At 59.8% G+C, this 14,320-nt stretch carries 15 protein-coding genes; 7 read left to right on the forward strand and 8 right to left on the reverse strand.

The window, feature by feature from the left end; genetic code table 11:
• Window positions 1-12: 12 nt before the first annotated feature.
• Both ACP7E3_RS12365 and ACP7E3_RS12370 read right to left on the reverse strand, forming a co-directional pair.
• Entirely contained in the window at window positions 13-483 is a 471-nt protein-coding gene (locus tag ACP7E3_RS12365; protein ID WP_017847194.1) for a MaoC family dehydratase, read from the reverse strand.
• Between the two features lie 57 nt (window positions 484-540).
• On the reverse strand, window positions 541-1,485 hold the full coding sequence (locus tag ACP7E3_RS12370; protein WP_046382289.1) for an alpha/beta hydrolase: 945 nt from the start codon (window positions 1,483-1,485) through the stop codon (window positions 541-543).
• Between the two features lie 210 nt (window positions 1,486-1,695).
• On the opposite strand from ACP7E3_RS12370, the gene fadD2 reads away from it, so the two are divergent.
• The gene (fadD2, locus tag ACP7E3_RS12375) at window positions 1,696-3,384 is read left to right on the forward strand and encodes a long-chain-fatty-acid--CoA ligase FadD2 (protein WP_057004508.1); all 1,689 of its coding nucleotides are present in this window, start codon (window positions 1,696-1,698) and stop codon (window positions 3,382-3,384) included.
• 383 nt (window positions 3,385-3,767) lie between these two features.
• A complete protein-coding gene (fadD1, locus tag ACP7E3_RS12380; RefSeq protein WP_057004507.1) occupies window positions 3,768-5,459 on the forward strand; it encodes a long-chain-fatty-acid--CoA ligase FadD1 in 1,692 nt (563 codons plus the stop codon).
• 116 nt (window positions 5,460-5,575) lie between these two features.
• On the opposite strand, the gene ACP7E3_RS12385 is transcribed toward fadD1, so the two are convergent.
• On the reverse strand, window positions 5,576-5,953 hold the full coding sequence (locus tag ACP7E3_RS12385; protein ID WP_017847198.1) for a hypothetical protein: 378 nt from the start codon (window positions 5,951-5,953) through the stop codon (window positions 5,576-5,578).
• Window positions 5,954-6,152: 199 nt separating this feature from the next.
• On the opposite strand from ACP7E3_RS12385, the gene ACP7E3_RS12390 reads away from it, so the two are divergent.
• The 3 genes from ACP7E3_RS12390 (at window position 6,153) to def (ending at window position 8,011) form a co-directional block, all read left to right on the forward strand.
• Entirely contained in the window at window positions 6,153-6,338 is a 186-nt protein-coding gene (locus tag ACP7E3_RS12390; RefSeq protein WP_046382290.1) for a CsbD family protein, read from the forward strand.
• Window positions 6,339-6,517: 179 nt separating this feature from the next.
• Window positions 6,518-7,468 (forward strand): YihY/virulence factor BrkB family protein, encoded by a 951-nt coding sequence (locus ACP7E3_RS12395; RefSeq protein ID WP_046382291.1) that lies wholly within the window; start codon window positions 6,518-6,520, stop codon window positions 7,466-7,468.
• Between the two features lie 3 nt (window positions 7,469-7,471).
• A complete protein-coding gene (gene def, locus ACP7E3_RS12400) occupies window positions 7,472-8,011 on the forward strand; it encodes a peptide deformylase (protein WP_026140057.1) in 540 nt (179 codons plus the stop codon).
• 43 nt (window positions 8,012-8,054) lie between these two features.
• On the opposite strand, the gene ACP7E3_RS12405 is transcribed toward def, so the two are convergent.
• From ACP7E3_RS12405 to ACP7E3_RS12425, 5 genes are all read right to left on the reverse strand, one after another.
• The gene (locus ACP7E3_RS12405) at window positions 8,055-8,471 is read right to left on the reverse strand and encodes a GNAT family N-acetyltransferase (RefSeq protein WP_046382292.1); all 417 of its coding nucleotides are present in this window, start codon (window positions 8,469-8,471) and stop codon (window positions 8,055-8,057) included.
• 397 nt (window positions 8,472-8,868) lie between these two features.
• On the reverse strand, window positions 8,869-9,381 hold the full coding sequence (locus ACP7E3_RS12410; protein WP_057004505.1) for a hypothetical protein: 513 nt from the start codon (window positions 9,379-9,381) through the stop codon (window positions 8,869-8,871).
• 223 nt (window positions 9,382-9,604) lie between these two features.
• Entirely contained in the window at window positions 9,605-10,033 is a 429-nt protein-coding gene (locus tag ACP7E3_RS12415; RefSeq protein WP_108524467.1) for a hypothetical protein, read from the reverse strand.
• Between the two features lie 204 nt (window positions 10,034-10,237).
• Entirely contained in the window at window positions 10,238-10,870 is a 633-nt protein-coding gene (locus tag ACP7E3_RS12420) for a glutathione S-transferase family protein (protein WP_046382295.1), read from the reverse strand.
• Window positions 10,871-11,045: 175 nt separating this feature from the next.
• Window positions 11,046-12,077, reverse strand: a complete 1,032-nt coding sequence (locus ACP7E3_RS12425; RefSeq protein ID WP_162231529.1) for a LacI family DNA-binding transcriptional regulator — start codon at window positions 12,075-12,077, stop codon at window positions 11,046-11,048.
• Between the two features lie 213 nt (window positions 12,078-12,290).
• On the opposite strand from ACP7E3_RS12425, the gene ACP7E3_RS12430 reads away from it, so the two are divergent.
• Both ACP7E3_RS12430 and ACP7E3_RS12435 read left to right on the forward strand, forming a co-directional pair.
• Window positions 12,291-12,824, forward strand: a complete 534-nt coding sequence (locus tag ACP7E3_RS12430; protein WP_046382296.1) for a gluconokinase — start codon at window positions 12,291-12,293, stop codon at window positions 12,822-12,824.
• Window positions 12,825-12,908: 84 nt separating this feature from the next.
• Window positions 12,909-14,261, forward strand: coding sequence for a GntP family permease (locus tag ACP7E3_RS12435; RefSeq protein ID WP_057004503.1), 1,353 nt, complete (start codon window positions 12,909-12,911; stop codon window positions 14,259-14,261).
• Window positions 14,262-14,320: the final 59 nt, after the last annotated feature.

Here is a 14,320-nt window from a genome sequence, read left to right on the forward strand (position 1 = left end):
TATGGGGACTGATCAGCCGATGGTGATGGCTGGCAGTTCGGTCAATGTCACGACCTGTTGCTTGCGTGGCGCGAGGATTTCCGCTTCGCCATCCACCACCAGCTCATCGCGCTGGTTGAATACGCGGGTGGCGATACGCACGCGGAACTTCGGCAGCTTTTCGAGGATTTCCAGACGCACGGTCAGGGTATCGCCGATTTTCACCGGTTTCTGGAAGCTCATCTGTTGGCCGATATAGATCGTGCCCGGCCCAGGCAGCTCACAGGCAACCGCCGCGCTGATCAGGGCGCCGCTGAACATGCCGTGGGCGATTCGCTCCTTGAACATGGTCGCCTTGGCAAATTCCGCATCCAGGTGTACTGGGTTGTGGTCGCCGGACATCGCGGCGAACAGTTGGATGTCACGCTCTTCGACGGTCTTGCTGTAGCTGGCGGTCTGGCCGACTTCGAGGGCTTCGTATGGGGTGTTGGTTACCTGGGTCATCTAAAGGTGCATCCTGTGGCTAATCGATAATTTAATTGGCTGATTTTAAACGAAAAATTATTCGCAGCGAGTCGGCCTGCGCGAGGTCAGGGCCTGGTCGAGCCACGTCAGCACATCCGCGGTGACTTCGTCGCGGTTGGTTTCGTTGAACAGTTCGTGACGCGCCTGCGGGTAGATATTCAGTTGCAGGTTCTGGCAGCCGGCCTCACGCAGGGCATGGGCCAGTCTTTTCAGACGCTTGCCTTCACTCACTGGATCACATTCGCCGCCGATCACCAGGATCGGCAAGCCCGGATCGATCTGCGCGAGATTGGACGCTTTGCTGATTTGCTGCAAGCCGCCCAGCAGGTCGATCCACAGTTGGTTGGTGCAGCGGAACCCGCAAAGCGGGTCGTGGCGGTAGCGGTCGACTTCGTCCGGGTCACGGCTGAGCCAGTCGAAAGCCGTGCGGTTGGGCTTGAACGCTTTGTTGAACGAGCCGAACGACAGGAACTCGATCAGCGCACTGCGGCCGCGCAAGCCCTGGCGCAGGCGTTCGGCACGGGCGATCAGCCGCGCGGCGCGGTACAGCGCCACCGGCTGGAAATTCGAACCGCTGAGAATCGCCCCATGCAGGCTGGCGCTGTGGTGCAGCAGGTAAGCCTGGGCGATATAGCTGCCCATGCTGTGGCCCAGCAAAATGATCGGCACTCCCGGCAACTGCTGGCCGATGTGCTGGTTGAGGCTGGCCAGGTCGCCCACCACCTTGTTCCAGCCGTCCCGCTCGGCGAACAGGCCCAGCGTGCCCTCGTCGGCGGTGCGACCATGGCCGCGCTGGTCCAGGGCAACCACCCCGTAGCCCGCCCCACATAACGCTTGGGCCAGGCGCGCATAGCGACCGCCATGCTCGGCCATGCCGTGGGACACCATGATCAACGCCTTCGGCGGCGTGTCCGGCAGCCATTGATTGACGTACAGGCGGCTGTGGTCATTCGCGGTCAGCCAGAAGGTGGTGTGGTTCATGGCGCTTCCTTTGCTCGGGGTCATTGCAGTGTATAGCCCATCCTCGGCCAAGCGGCTGATCAGTACAGACCCTTGTAGGAAGATTCACGCTATCAATGACGCTATTGCCCGTATTTGCCTGTTTGGCCATAGCTGCTAACGTCCCCGAAGCTCCGCTTTTTATAGCAGCAGAAAAGCGGCCAGGCACATTCAGGTAAGAGGACAAGAATAATGCAACCTGATTTCTGGAATGACAAACGCGCGGCGGGCGTTCCCAACGAGATCGATCTGACCGCCTACAAGTCGGTGATTGAAGTCTTCGAGCGTTCCTGCAAGGCCTTTGCCGACCGCCCGGCGTTCAGCAACATGGGCGTCACCCTGACCTACGCCGAGCTTGAGCGCCAGAGTGCGGCGTTCGCCGGCTACCTGCAGCAACACACCGACCTCAAGCCGGGCGATCGCATCGCGGTGCAGATGCCCAACGTGCTGCATTACCCGGTGGCGGTGTTCGGTGCGCTGCGCGCCGGGCTGATCGTGGTCAACACCAACCCGCTGTACACCCCGCGCGAGATGCGTCATCAGTTCAAGGACGCCGGCGTGCGCGGCCTGATCTACCTCAACCTGTTTGGTTCGCGGGTGCAGGACGTCTGCACCGACACCGAGATCGACTACCTGATCGAAGCCAGGATGGGCGACTTCATGCCAGCGGCCAAGGGCTGGCTGGTCAACACCCTCGTCGACAAAGTGAAGAAAATGGTCCCGGCCTATCACTTGCCGCGCGCGGTGTCGTTCAAGCGCGCCTTGCGCATGGGCGCAGGGCAGGGCGTGACGCGCCACCCGGTGAGCCTCGATGACGTCGCGGTGCTGCAATACACCGGCGGCACCACCGGCCTGGCCAAGGGCGCAATGCTCACCCATGGCAACCTGGTGGCGAACATGCAGCAGGTACGCGCCTGCATGTCGCAGACCGGCGAGGATGGCCACCCGCTGATCAAGGAAGGCCAGGAGGTGATGATCGCGCCGCTGCCGCTGTACCACATCTATGCGTTCACCGCGAACTGCATGTGCATGATGGTTTCCGGCAACCACAACGTGTTGATCACCAACCCGCGTGACATCGCGGGCTTTATCAAGGAGCTGAAAAACTGGCGCTTCACCGGCTTGCTCGGGCTCAACACGTTGTTTGTGGCGTTGATGGACCATCCCGACTTCAAGAGCCTGGACTTCTCCAGCCTTAAACTCACCAACTCCGGTGGCACGGCACTGATCAAGGCCACCGCCGAACGTTGGGAGCAACTCACCGGTTGTGCGATCGGCGAAGGGTATGGCCTGACGGAAACGTCGCCGGTGGCCAGCACCAACCCGTATGGCAATCAGTCACGCCTGGGCACCGTAGGCATCCCGGTGCCGGGGACGGCGATGAAGGTGATCGATGATGAAGGCGCCGAGCAGCCCCTGGGCGAACGCGGCGAGCTGTGCATCAAGGGCCCGCAGGTGATGAAGGGCTACTGGCAGCAGCCGGCCGCCACCGCCGAGGCGCTGGACGCCGAGGGGTGGCTCAAGACCGGCGATATTGCCGTGATCGACGAGGATGGATTTGTACGCATCGTGGATCGCAAGAAGGATTTGATCATCGTCTCGGGTTTCAACGTTTACCCCAACGAGATCGAAGACGTGGTGATGGCTCACCCGGCGGTGGCCAACTGCGCGGTGATCGGCGTACCGGACGAGCGCACGGGGGAGGCGGTGAAGCTGTTTGTGGTGGCGCGTGCCGAAGGTGTGAGCCTTGAGGAGTTGAAGAACTACTGCAAGACCAACTTCACGGGGTACAAGGTGCCCAAGCACATCGTGTTGCGTGAGTCGTTGCCGATGACGCCGGTGGGCAAGATCCTGCGGCGTGAGTTGCGCGACATCGCCTGATGTGAAATGCAGTCGACAATGGGGGAGGGGGCTTGCCCCGATGGCAGTGAATCAGTCACCAGATGTGTTGGCTGATCCACTGCTATCGGGGGCAAGCCCCCTCCCACATTTGTCTGTGTTTATCCCGTTAAGCCCTGTTCTAGAGCCATTTTCAAGCGTATAGAATTTTTGCTCTAAAAATGACTATTAGTTATTCATGAGTCATGTTTATGACTGTAGGGCCCTCTTTTGGCTCTAGTCGGCCCTTGGCAAAGCTGCTACTCTCGGCGCGCTTTGTGACCTCTCGGCCTGCTTAAACGCGCCAGACTCACCTAAAAAACATACACCAATAATAATCGCATCAAATGCGATGATGAATTCGCGTCGCTGAGGAGTGGGCTTCCATGAACGTAGACTTTTGGAAGGATAAGTACCCCGCCGGGATTGCTGCAGACATCAATCCAGACGAGTATCCAAATATTCAGGCGGTACTGAAACAGTCCTGCCAGCGCTTCGCCAACAAACCGGCTTTCAGCAACCTGGGCAAGACAATCACCTATGGTGAGTTGTACGAATTGTCCGGCGCTTTCGCCGCGTACCTGCAACAGCATACCGATTTGAAGCCTGGCGATCGAATCGCCGTGCAACTGCCCAACGTCCTGCAATACCCGGTCGCCGTGTTCGGTGCCATCCGTGCCGGCCTGATCGTGGTCAACACCAACCCGCTGTACACCGCGCGGGAAATGGAACACCAATTCAACGACTCCGGGGCCAAGGCCCTGGTCTGTCTGGCCAACATGGCGCACCTGGCTGAAAAAGTCGTGCCCAAGACTGCCGTCAAACACGTGATCGTCACCGAAGTCGCCGACCTGCTGCCGCCGCTCAAGCGCCTGCTGATCAACAGCGTCATCAAGTACGTGAAGAAAATGGTCCCGGCCTATCACTTGCCCAAGGCGATCAAGTTCAACGACGTGCTGGCCAAGGGGCACGGCCAACCGGTCAATGATGTCAGCCCGGCCAGCGGCGACGTGGCGGTGCTGCAATACACCGGCGGCACCACCGGCGTGGCCAAGGGCGCGATGCTGACCCACCGCAACCTGGTGGCGAACATGCTGCAGTGCAAGGCGCTGATGGGCTCCAACCTCAATGAAGGCTGCGAGATCCTGATCACTCCGCTGCCGCTGTACCACATTTATGCGTTCACCTTTCATTGCATGGCGATGATGTTGATCGGCAACCACAACATCCTGATCAGCAACCCGCGCGACCTGCCGGCGATGGTCAAGGAGCTGTCGAAGTGGAAGTTCAGCGGCTTTGTCGGCCTGAACACGCTGTTCGTGGCGCTGTGCAACAACGAAGGTTTCCGCAAGCTGGACTTCTCTGCGCTGAAAGTCACCCTGTCTGGCGGCATGGCCCTGCAACTGGCCGCAGCTGAGCGCTGGAAGGCCGTGACCGGCTGCGACATCTGCGAAGGCTACGGCATGACCGAGACCAGCCCCGTGGCGACGGTCAACCCGATCCAGAAGATCCAGATCGGCACCATCGGCATTCCGGTGCCGTCGACCTTGTGCAAAGTCATCACCGATGACGGCGTCGAGCTGGGCCTGGGCGAGGTCGGCGAGTTGTGCGTCAAAGGCCCGCAAGTCATGAAGGGCTACTGGCAGCGCGAAGACGCCACCGCCGAGATCCTCGACAGCGAAGGTTGGTTGAAGACCGGTGACATCGCGATCATCCAGCCGGACGGCTACATGCGGATTGTCGACCGTAAAAAAGACATGATTCTGGTCTCCGGTTTCAACGTCTACCCCAACGAACTCGAAGACGTGCTGGCGACCCTGCCGGGCGTGCTGCAGTGCGCGGCCATTGGTGTGCCGGACGAGAAGTCCGGGGAACACATCAAGATCTTCATCGTGGTCAAGCCGGGCGCCACCCTGACCAAGGACCAGGTGATGGAGCATATGCGTGCCAACGTCACCGGCTACAAGGTGCCCAAGGCCGTGGAATTTCGCGATGCCTTGCCGACCACCAACGTGGGCAAGATCCTGCGTCGCGAATTGCGTGATGAAGAACTGAAGAAACTGGGCCTGAAAAAGTAAACCAGGCCTAAATGTGGGAGGGGGCTTGCTCCCGATGGCAGAGTGTCAGCCACTGCATCGAGTGACTGAACCACCGCTATCGGGAGCAAGCCCCCTCTCACATTCTGACCGCATTCCTACAGGGTGAATGGCGCGAAGCTGACGCCAGCACCGGCTGGGCGCACATCCTTGAGGAACGAGTCCTTGTCCGCGCTCAGCTCCAGGGTAATCTCTGGCTTGCGCTTGCCCGCATTGCGCACCACCAAGCCTTCGAGCTTTTCACGCAGGAACACCGTCGGCACCTTCAGGTGCAGCAACTGGTCAGTCTCGGCGTTGTGCAGCAACAAGTGAATCCACTCGTACTGGCCCACCGCGATCCGCGCCACCGGCAGGTCGAACCACCAGATGTTGCGTTTGCGGTCCAGGTCGGTGAAGTGGCAGTTGTTGACGCCGAGTACGGCACCGCCCAGTTCCTGGTTTCTGCGGGCGATGGCCTGTGCTTTATTGAGTTTCATAACCTTCCTACGGGATCTGTTATTCAGCGTTGTAGCCTGAATGTGCCGGGCATTCTCGTGGGTTGGCCGCAAAACATAAAGCCAAACCTGCTGCCGGCGATGAAATGCCCGCGTAAAAATAATTGAAACTCTGCCGAACAGCCTTGGGTCAATCTCTAGGTAATGACCAAAACCCCTCGATTGTTCCAGGAGAAATACCATGAGCAGCACATCGGATAAGGTAAAAGGCGTCGCCAACGAAGCAGTCGGCAACATCAAGCAAGGTGTCGGCAAAGTGACCGGCAACGACAAGCTGCGCGCTGAAGGGGTGGTCCAGGAAAAGAAAGGTGAAGTGCAGAAAGCCGTGGGTGATATCAAGGATGCGGTGAAGAAAGCGATCAAGTGACCCTGATTCGCCGCTTGTATTACCCAGCCCGACGGCCATCCACGGATGGCCGTTTTTGTGTCACCTGAAGTGGTTAATCTTTCGAAATTGTTTCAAGGTCGCCAAATAGGCTACCTTGATGTAGAAAACGGCCCCTGAGTCGCCCACGAACCTGACTTTTTGCGGCGAAAGGAGACGCTATGATTTTCCCGGTACTCGATGGTCTCAAGCTGCACCAAGTGCTGGTACGCACGGTCAAGGAATTCGTCAACGACGAGATGTCCACCTACGCCTCGGCACTGGCCTACCAGATGCTGTTCTCGTTGTTTCCGTTCCTGCTGTTTCTCATTGCATTGATCGGTTTCCTGCATTTGCCGGACTTCTTCACCTGGCTGCGCCTGCAGTCGGAACTGGTGTTGCCGCCCCAGGCCCTCGAGCAGGTCAACCCGGTGATCGACCAGTTGCAGCAGTCCAAGGGCGGCCTGCTTTCGGTGGGTATCGTGATTGCCCTGTGGACCGCGTCGGCCGGCGTGCGCCTGATGATGAGCGCGATGAACGCCGCCTACGACGTGATCGAAGGCCGGCCGATCTGGAAGCGTTTCCCGCTGTCGGTTTTCTACACCGTCGGCATCGCTGGCATGTTGCTCGCCGCCGCCGCGCTGATGGTGCTCGGCCCGCAGGTCATGGAATGGCTGGCAGGGCAGATCGGCATGCAGGAATTCGTGGTCACGCTGTGGACCATCTTGCGCTGGCCGCTGATTGTGATCCTGCTGATGTTCGCCGTGGCCCTCATGTATTACGTGATGCCTGACGTGCAGCAGAAATTCCGCTTCATCACCCCAGGCTCGGTGCTGGCGGTGGTGGTGTGGATCGTCGCGTCCCTGGGCTTTGGCTACTACGTCAAAACCTTCGCCGACTACAACGCCATGTATGGCAGCATCGGCGCGATCATTGTTCTGCTCCTGTACTTCTATATTTCCGCCGCCGTGTTGTTGCTGGGGGCGGAGATGAATGCCGTGATCGAGCACATGTCGGCCGAAGGCAAGGACCCGGGAGAAAAGACATTCGATGAAAACACCCATGCCGGTGAAAAAAAGCACGTCTCCGGTCTTGGCCGAGACCATTCCAAGCCCACTCCCGATGAAGTCTGATTGATGATCCGTGAAATCCTGAAAATGGGCGATGAGCGCCTGCTGCGTATCGCTCCGCCGGTCCCGCCGGAAATGTTCGACAGCCCCGAACTGTGGCAACTGATCGATGACATGTTCCAGACCATGGAGCACGTCGGCGGTGTCGGCCTGGCCGCGCCGCAGATCGGTGTTGACCTGCAATTGGTGATCTTTGGTTTCGAGAGCAGCGAACGCTACCCGGAGGCGCCGGCCGTACCGCAGACGATTTTGATCAACCCACTGATCACGCCGCTCAGTCCGATCATGGAAGAGGGCTTCGAAGGCTGCCTGTCCGTGCCCGGCCTGCGCGGCGCGGTGGACCGTTACCAGCAGATCCGCTACGAAGGTTTCGACCCCAAGGGCGAACCGATCATCCGCATTGCCGATGGCTTCCATGCGCGGGTGGTGCAGCACGAGTGCGATCACCTGATCGGCCGCTTGTACCCGTCGCGGATTACCGATTTCAGCAAGTTCGGGTTCATCGAGGTGATGTTCCCCGACATGGACCCGACGGCCGACGAGTAGCCTCCTGACACAACGCAACGCCAACCTCAGCTCCCACGGGAGGTTACAAGGCGCGTTCCATGCCCATCGCGATCATCGGCTTGTTGCGCTTGTAGCGCACCAACCGTTCGCTGAGGGACTGCGGCAGCACGGTATCCTGGGTGAAACCCATGCGTTGATACCAGCCTTCCAGGTCCGGATGACACATCAGCCAGACCGTACCCTCCCCATCGGCCACCGCTTGACGAATCAAGCGCGCCGCCAGCCCCTGACCGCGATAGGCCGGGTCGACAAACACCCCGGTCAGCCATTGCCCGCCCACCACCGGCGTCAGGCATAAGCCGGCGACGATCTCGCGGTCCCGCGCCACCCACAGACGTCCGCCCTTGAGTGCCTTCATCGGCGAATCGTGGTGACGATAAAACTTGTTCAGCAGCGGCCACAGGGGCTCTGCCAGCGGTTCGATGTGCAATTCGGGCATGGTGTTCAGGCAGGCGTTATCCAGGGCCGGGGATTATAAGCGCCTAATGTGCGGCAATAGGTGGTATACCCATTGTTACATCCCCTGTAAGTGGAGCATGCATCATGGCCAAAGGTATGGATTCAAAGAAAGCCGCGAAGAAGAAACCGGCAAAGACCGCCGATGAAAAACGCGCTGACAAGAAAGCCAAGAAATCCGAGACAGGGCTGTTCGGTCACTGAGTTGAACGTGTAGAAGCCTACGATCTGCAAGATGTTCCCGCCTTACCGCACAGAGCAGGACACACCTGCTCTGAGCTGTCGATGCCCAACTAGCGTGATGGCACCCAGTGCCGGGAAATCAACGTCCTGGCACACGGCGTTACTGCGCGACCGAATGGCCCCATTGGCCGGGTCGCTTAGATCGCGGCCAAGGTCTCTTTCACCGATTGCGCTTGTGGCTCTGCCGTTTTCACGGCTACCTGCTGCTCTTGCTGTTGCTTCAGACGATCAGCCACTTGCTTGGCGATTGCATCCTGTTTTTCCTGCGGCATTGTCTGCACCTCCGCCTCGGTCAACCCCTGCTCCTTGAGCAACTGTTCGCGAATGCGTTCGGCCGGGGTTTTGCTCATGTAATCGGTGAAGTCTGCGCGCGCCGCACTCGTGGTAGAACCGGCTGCGGGCACATCCGTGGTCGCCGGGGTGGCGGCCGTTGAGGCCTGCAACTGCACGCGGGTCTTGGCGAAGGCTTCGTCGATGCGGTCGGCGGCCTTGTCCAGTTGGGTCTGCGCGGCGGGTACGCTCACACTTTGCTGCGCCGTTTGCAGGGCACCGCTGTACAGCGTGCTGGCGGCCGCGTTGGCGGGGTCCATGTCGGGGCGCTTGAGCTTTTCGACGGTCGACAAGGCTTGAGTGTTGTTGTTAATCAGCATGATCGGTCACCTATGCAAATGTTCGATGCGTCAGCTGGAGCAAATAGCGTGCCGGGTGCTAATCCCAAGGTTTTATGGGCGCTGGCGCGGCCATCGCGGCAAACATTGTCCCGTCGACGGCCAAGCGTTGCCGTCAATGGGCGATGTTTTCCAACGCCTGGTGGCATATGGCACCCCTGGACATTCGCTGATTAATCGCACAAGGGCTCAGTCGATGATGGGGTTAAGCGCCCGTAAGATTCAACTCACCCTGGGTGACCTTCAGTGGTTCTTCGCCCTTGGGCACCTTATGAGAGGTGAAAGAGAATGTCGCAGTGAGGTGCCGAAGTTCCAGATCGATCTTCGTGAGGTGGAATTTCCCGCTGCTGGGCTGGTAAGTCCATGGGTTCGGTCCAAGCGCATGGTAGTAATAGACCTGAACCTTGCCTTTTTCTTGGGCAACATCATATGAGCCAGGCTGGATATCTTTAGCCAATTGAAAGCTCATCAGCCGCTGGCCTTGATTGCTCTTGGCGTCTATAAAATTAGCTTCAGGAAACTCGTGAAATTGGATGTCTTCGGATGTGAAGTTTCCAATGGGATCGTTGATGTTCGCTGTTACCAAGCCATCTGCAGGCTGCGATTTCAGGGCCCGTGACCGATCGTTATCCATGAGCGGATGCCTCCGAGAGGTTATAGGAATTGGGAGCGCCCAATCACTTCGCTGTCAGTCAAACGTCGGTAACGGGTAGCGTCTACTGTCAATGTTGACAGGTAGGCCGCAGTATCCGATGGGTGGTACGAAGCGAGCGTTTTGCTGTCGCAGGCCCCGGTGCGGCGCAGTACGTTGAGTTCTTTTACGTTGTTGTCCTTGGGCTTAGTCATGGCCGTCGAGGGCGAAGGTCTTAAAGCCGGCATGCTGGCCAAGGCGCTGGTAATACGCGGCAACTGCCGGGTAGGACGGGCGCTCCATCGGCGTCATCTGCCAGCGGTGAACCGAGAGGCCGATGAGGATGTCAGCCAGGGTGAATTCGTCGCCAGCCACGTAGGCACCGGTCTTTGCCAATTGTTGTTCCAGCAGGCCCATCTTGTCGTGCCAGGCTTGCACGCCCGCCTTGATGCGCTGCGGGTCCTGATGGGCGGGGCTGTTGCGCACCAAGGCCTGGAAGGCATAACCCCAGGACGGGTTGAGTTCGGTGGCTTGCCAGTCCATCCACTGCTCGACCCGGGCGCGGGGGGCGGGCTCGAGAGGCAGCAGGTCGTGGCGTTGGTAGAGGTTCACCAGATAGCGACAGATGGTGTTGGACTCCCACAGCACACCGTGGTCGTCGATCAGCACCGGCACTTGGGCGTTGGGGTTCAGGGCAAGGAATTCGGCGGATTGGGTCGGCTTGAAGCCGATGCCCCAGTCTTCGCGCACATAGTCGATGCCCAGTTCCTGGCAGGTCCAGAGCACTTTGCGCACGTTGATGGACGAAGCGCGACCCAAGATTTTCAGTGAGTGTCCCATGGTGCTTCCCTGACAGTGGAGAACGCTCAATCTAGCAGGGGGCGGACATTACGGCGATGCCTTCAAGCGGGCACGGTTAAAAATGTGTGTGGGGCCATGGCTTTGCCCACTGGCAATACGCTCAGCTCCCTCAACTGACGAATTGCCAAGGCAACATCGCAATGTCAGCCGCGTCCTACGTGCTCTCCCGCACCTGCAACTCAAACCCCATGTCCACCACCGGCTTGGCGATCTTGTTCCCCGCCATGACCGTCAGCAGATGCTCCGCCGCGCGCCGACCGATGGCCTCGCGCGGCGTGCTGATGCTGCTCAGGCGCGGCACCATGAAGGAGGAGGCGGGCAGGTCGTTGAAACCCAGCACGGCCACGCGCCCCGGGACGTTGATGCCGTGACGCAGGGCTTCGAGCAGCGCGCCCTGGGCCAGGTCGTCGTTGCCGAAGAAGATCGCATCCACATCCGGATGGGCCGCCAGCAACTGCAAGAACAACTCGCCGCCCAGGCCCACGGAGGAGGGGCGTGGCGTCAACAGTTCCAGCGCCGGGTCGTACAGCCCGGCCTGTTGCAACGCACGGCGGAAGCCTTCGCCGCGCAGCAAGGTGCGTTGGTCCAGTTGCGCGCCGATATACGCCAGGCGCTTGCGCCCACGGGACAGCAAATGCGCCGCCGCCGTCTCACCCGCCGCCAACTGCGAAAAGCCCACGCAGTTCACGCCAGCGTTGGGGTCCAGATCCATCATGTACACGCACGGCACATTGCTGGCCTCGACCATCCGTCGCGCGCTTTCGGTCCGATCGAACCCGGTCAGCAGCAAACCCCGCGGCTGGTAGGCCATGTAGTTGCGCAGCAAAGTCTCTTCTTCGTCGCGGGAATAGTGGGAGTTGCCGATCAGCACTTCAAAGCCCTTGGGCCGCAGCACCTGGTGGATCGCTTCGAGGGTTTCGATAAACAGCAGGTTGGACAGCGAGGGCACCAGCACCACCACCGAATGGCTCTGGGCCGAGGCCAGGGCGCGGGCGGCGGGGTTGACCACGTAGTTCAACTCGGCGGCGGCCCGTTGCACTTTTTCCACCAGTTCGGTGGCCACGGTGCTGATGCCACGCAAGGCGCGGGAAGCGGTAATCGGGCTGACGCCGGCCAGGCGGGCGACTTCATTGAGGGTCGGGCGACCCGTGGTGCGCGTATTTTTATCGTTCTTGGAGGTCATCAGGCGGCTTGCCAAACAAAAATCGAGGCACTAAGGTAGCGCTGTCTCCAAACGGCTGCAAATGCTTGAATGCTGGGTTGCCTGATCCAGTTCAAATGCTTGGAGCGGATGCACGCGTCACTCCATAAAAAAAGACAAGACGGCGCGGGAAAAGCCTGTTTTTGCACTAGCCTTACAGCGTGCAAAGGTAGCGCTATCTGCGTCCTGAGGTGTTTCATGAGTCAACCTGTTACCGCCCTGGTCATCATGGGTGTCGCCGGCTGCGGCAAGACCAGCGTCAGCGAGGCCGTGTGCCGCCTGAACGGTGCCACCGCCATTGAAGGCGACAGCTTTCACCCCGCCGCGAACATCGAAAAAATGAGCGCCGGCCACCCCCTCGACGACAACGACCGCGCCGGCTGGCTCGACATCCTGTGCGATGAGTTACGCCGTTCGCTCAAGGCCGGCGAACACCCGGTCCTCACCTGTTCCGCGCTGAAAAAGAAATACCGCGACCACCTGCGCGAAGCCGCGCCGGGCCTGGGCTTTGTGTTTCTGGAACTGAACCGCGAAGTCGCCGCCGACCGCGTGTCCCATCGGCCCGGGCATTTCATGCCGGCAAGCCTGATCGACAGCCAGTTCGCCACCCTTGAGTCGCCCATCGGCGAGCCGCTGACCCTGGCTCTCAACGCCAGCGAAGACAGCGTCGAGGCGTTGGCCGAGCAAACCCATGCGTGGTGGTGCAAACACGGTTTTGAACCGGCTCATTAATTTTTGTGTCGGAAAAGATAGCGCTATCTCCGACAACAAATTCAACACCCGCTTTAATAACAACAACAAACAGGAGAGACCCCCATGTTTGGCATGTCCCACGAGTCCTACCTGCTGCTTGATGCAGTGGTCACTATCATTGGTCTGATCTTCTTGATCACCAAGTTCAAGGTTCACCCGTTTATCGCGTTGATCATCGCCGCCGGCTTCCTTGGCCTGACCTCGGGCATGCCCGTGGACAAGATCATCAAGGCCTTCCAGGACGGCTTCGGCGGGGTGCTCGGCTTTGTCGGCATTATCCTCGCGCTGGGTACGATGCTCGGCAAGATGATGGCCGAATCCGGCGGTGCCGATCAGATCGCCCAGACCCTGATCCGCGCCTTCGGCAAGGAAAAGGTCCAGTGGGCGATGATGTTCGCCGCGTTCCTGGTGGGTATCCCGCTGTTCTTCGAGATCGGTTTTGTGTTGCTGATCCCGCTGGTGTTTATCGTCGCGCGCCGTACTGGCGTGTCGCTGATCAAGATCGGCATCCCGCTGCTCGCCGGCCTGTCGGCGGTCCATGGCCTGGTGCCACCGCACCCGGGCCCGCTGCTGGCCATCGGCGTGTTTGGCGCGGACATCGGCAAGACCATTCTGTACGGCCTGATCGTCGCACTGCCGACTGCCATCATCGCCGGCCCGATCTTCGGTACGTTTATCGCCAAGTACATCCCGGGCAACCCGTCCCAGGAACTGATCGACCAACTGGCTCGCGAGTCGGAGCACAAGACGCTGCCGAGCTTCAGCATCACCCTGATCACCGTGCTGCTGCCGGTGTTCCTGATGCTGCTGAAAACCTTCGCCGACATCGCCTTGGCCGACGGTCATGTGGTGCGCAACTGGATGGACATGATCGGTCACCCGATCAGTGCCTTGCTGCTGGCGTTGCTGCTGTCGCTGTACACCTTCGGTCATCGCCAGGGCATCCACTCCAAGCAGATCCTCAAGCTGCTCGACGCCAGCCTGGCGCCGACCGCCGCGATCATCCTGATCATCGGTGCCGGTGGTGGTTTCAAACAGATGCTGGTGACCAGCGGCGTGGGCGACGTGATCGGCCATATGGCGGTGAACGCGCAGATCAACCCGATCCTGCTGGCGTGGCTGGTGGCGGCGGTGATTCGGGTGGCGACCGGTTCGGCGACAGTCGCGACCATCACTGGCGCAGGCATCGTGGTGCCGGTGGTCGGCATGATTCCGGGGGTTAACCGCGAGCTACTGGTGTTGGCGACGGGGGCGGGTTCGTTGATCCTGTCTCACGTCAACGATGCGGGGTTCTGGCTGGTGAAGCAGTACTTCAACATGACCGTGGCCGAGACGTTCAAGACCTGGACGGCGATGGAGACCATCTTGTCGGTGGTGGCACTGATTTTCATCATGTTGCTGTCGTTGGTGGTGTGACAGCGACCGCGAATACCGCTTGTCGTAACTGGTACTTTTCACAGGTCCGGGTTTTTTCT

The organism is Pseudomonas sp. PSPC2-3, assembly GCF_049898265.1.
Classification (GTDB): domain Bacteria; phylum Pseudomonadota; class Gammaproteobacteria; order Pseudomonadales; family Pseudomonadaceae; genus Aquipseudomonas; species Aquipseudomonas veronii.

Excerpts from the sequence above, each read along its gene's own strand:
- ACP7E3_RS12365 (WP_017847194.1), bottom strand. The coding sequence starts at position 483 with ATGACCCAGGTAACCAACACCCCATACGAAGCCCTCGAAGTCGGCCAG.
- ACP7E3_RS12370 (WP_046382289.1), bottom strand. The coding sequence starts at position 1,485 with ATGAACCACACCACCTTCTGGCTGACCGCGAATGACCACAGCCGCCTG.
- fadD2 (WP_057004508.1), top strand. The coding sequence starts at position 1,696 with ATGCAACCTGATTTCTGGAATGACAAACGCGCGGCGGGCGTTCCCAAC.
- fadD1 (WP_057004507.1), top strand. The coding sequence starts at position 3,768 with ATGAACGTAGACTTTTGGAAGGATAAGTACCCCGCCGGGATTGCTGCA.
- ACP7E3_RS12385 (WP_017847198.1), bottom strand. The coding sequence starts at position 5,953 with ATGAAACTCAATAAAGCACAGGCCATCGCCCGCAGAAACCAGGAACTG.
- ACP7E3_RS12390 (WP_046382290.1), top strand. The coding sequence starts at position 6,153 with ATGAGCAGCACATCGGATAAGGTAAAAGGCGTCGCCAACGAAGCAGTC.
- ACP7E3_RS12395 (WP_046382291.1), top strand. The coding sequence starts at position 6,518 with ATGATTTTCCCGGTACTCGATGGTCTCAAGCTGCACCAAGTGCTGGTA.
- def (WP_026140057.1), top strand. The coding sequence starts at position 7,472 with ATGATCCGTGAAATCCTGAAAATGGGCGATGAGCGCCTGCTGCGTATC.
- ACP7E3_RS12405 (WP_046382292.1), bottom strand. The coding sequence starts at position 8,471 with ATGCCCGAATTGCACATCGAACCGCTGGCAGAGCCCCTGTGGCCGCTG.
- ACP7E3_RS12410 (WP_057004505.1), bottom strand. The coding sequence starts at position 9,381 with ATGCTGATTAACAACAACACTCAAGCCTTGTCGACCGTCGAAAAGCTC.
- ACP7E3_RS12415 (WP_108524467.1), bottom strand. The coding sequence starts at position 10,033 with ATGGATAACGATCGGTCACGGGCCCTGAAATCGCAGCCTGCAGATGGC.
- ACP7E3_RS12420 (WP_046382295.1), bottom strand. The coding sequence starts at position 10,870 with ATGGGACACTCACTGAAAATCTTGGGTCGCGCTTCGTCCATCAACGTG.
- ACP7E3_RS12430 (WP_046382296.1), top strand. The coding sequence starts at position 12,291 with ATGAGTCAACCTGTTACCGCCCTGGTCATCATGGGTGTCGCCGGCTGC.
- ACP7E3_RS12435 (WP_057004503.1), top strand. The coding sequence starts at position 12,909 with ATGTTTGGCATGTCCCACGAGTCCTACCTGCTGCTTGATGCAGTGGTC.